This is a genomic window from Ideonella sp. P3_A4 (assembly GCF_056403075.1).
Window position 1 is genome coordinate 1 of the sequence record NZ_JBFUGE010000935.1, and the last position, 1737, is coordinate 1737.

The window sequence follows — 1737 nt, forward strand, 5'->3', positions numbered from 1 at the left end:
GCCAGGTCGCGCTCGGTGATGCCGTTCGCATCGTGGGTCCACAGGCGCACGCCGACCCGCGCGTAGTCGACCTCCAGCGACGGGTGGTGCCAGGCGGCTTCGGCCAGGTGACCGATCACGTTGACCACCATCAGCGTCGCGCGCCAGCCGGCCGTGTCGATGTGGCGCTCGATCGCGCCGTCGGCCAGGCGCCAGCCCGGCAGTTCGCGCTCCAGGCGGGTGGCCAACTCGTCTGGCGACAGCGGGGCGAGACGCTTGTGGGTTCGGTCGGCGGTCATGGGCACGCTCCGGCAAGGGGTTGTCCCGGGGGCAGCCCTCAGAGCGCCCCGTCAGGTCGACCCGTATAATCACGCTTTACCACCACGGCACTCCTGAGCCCGGCCGATCCCCCGGCCCGCCGGAGTGCTTTTTGACATGACCAAGTTCGTCTTCGTCACCGGCGGTGTGGTGTCCTCTCTCGGCAAGGGCATCGCGTCAGCATCACTCGCCGCGATCCTCGAATCGCGCGGTCTCAAAGTCACCCTGATCAAGCTGGACCCGTACCTCAACGTGGACCCGGGCACGATGTCGCCCTTCCAGCATGGCGAGGTGTTCGTGACCGACGACGGCGCTGAAACCGACCTTGACCTCGGCCATTACGAGCGCTTCATCACCACCCGGATGAAGCGCAGCAACAWCTTCACCACCGGCCAGATCTACAAGACGGTGCTCGAGAAAGAGCGCCGCGGCGACTACCTCGGCAAGACGGTGCAGGTCATCCCGCACGTCACCAACGAGATCCAGGAATACGTCAAGCGCGGCGCCGGGGTCGGCACCTCCGACGCGGTCGACGTGGCGATCGTCGAGATCGGCGGCACGGTCGGCGACATCGAGTCGCTGCCGTTCCTCGAAGCCGTGCGCCAGATGAGCCTGAAGCTCGGGCCCACGCACACCGCCTTCGTCCACCTCACCTACGTGCCGTGGATCGCCGCTGCCGGCGAGCTGAAGACCAAGCCGACCCAGCACACGGTGCAGAAGCTGCGCGAAATCGGTATCCAGCCCGACGCGCTGCTGTGCCGCGCCGACCGGCCGATCCCCGACGACGAGCGCGAGAAGATTTCGCTATTCACCAACGTGCCGCAGCACGGCGTGATCTCGATGTGGGACGTGGACACCATCTACAAGGTGCCCCGCATGCTGCACGAGCAGGGCCTGGACGAGATGATCTGCATGAAGCTGCAGTCGCTCACCCGCCCGGCCGACCTGCGCCGCTGGGACACCCTGGTGCATGAAGTCGAGCACCCGCGTGGCGAGGTCACGATCGGCATGTGCGGCAAGTACACCGACCTGTCGGACAGCTACAAGTCACTGAACGAGGCGCTGCGCCACGCCGGTCTGCACAACCATGTGCGCGTCAAGATCGAATACATCGACGCTGAAACGCTGACCGACGGCCAGGCTGATGTGCAGCTGGCCAAGGTCGACGCAGTGCTGGTGCCCGGCGGCTTCGGCAAACGTGGCGTCGAGGGCAAGATCCACGCCGCCCAGTTCGCCCGCGAAAACAACGTGCCCTACCTCGGCATCTGCCTGGGCATGCAGGTCGCAACGATCGAATACGCCCGCCACCGGGCCGGCCTCGAAGGCGCGAACTCGACCGAGTTCGACCCCGACACCGCCCACCCGGTGATCGCGCTGATCGACGAATGGCAGGACCGCGACGGCTCGATCCAGAAACGTGACGCCAACTCTGACCTCGGC

At 66.4% G+C, this 1737-nt stretch carries 2 protein-coding genes; one reads left to right on the forward strand and one right to left on the reverse strand.

Features of this window, described 5'->3' with window-relative positions:
• A partial coding sequence (locus tag AC1DYI_RS34585; RefSeq protein ID WP_477208622.1) for a 4a-hydroxytetrahydrobiopterin dehydratase occupies window positions 1-278 on the reverse strand: 278 nt, incomplete at its 3' end.
• A gap of 136 nt (window positions 279-414) precedes the next feature.
• Between AC1DYI_RS34585 and AC1DYI_RS34590 the strand changes: the two genes are divergently transcribed.
• Window positions 415-1737, forward strand: a 1323-nt coding sequence (locus tag AC1DYI_RS34590; protein WP_477208623.1) for a CTP synthase, incomplete at its 3' end; no start/stop codon positions are given.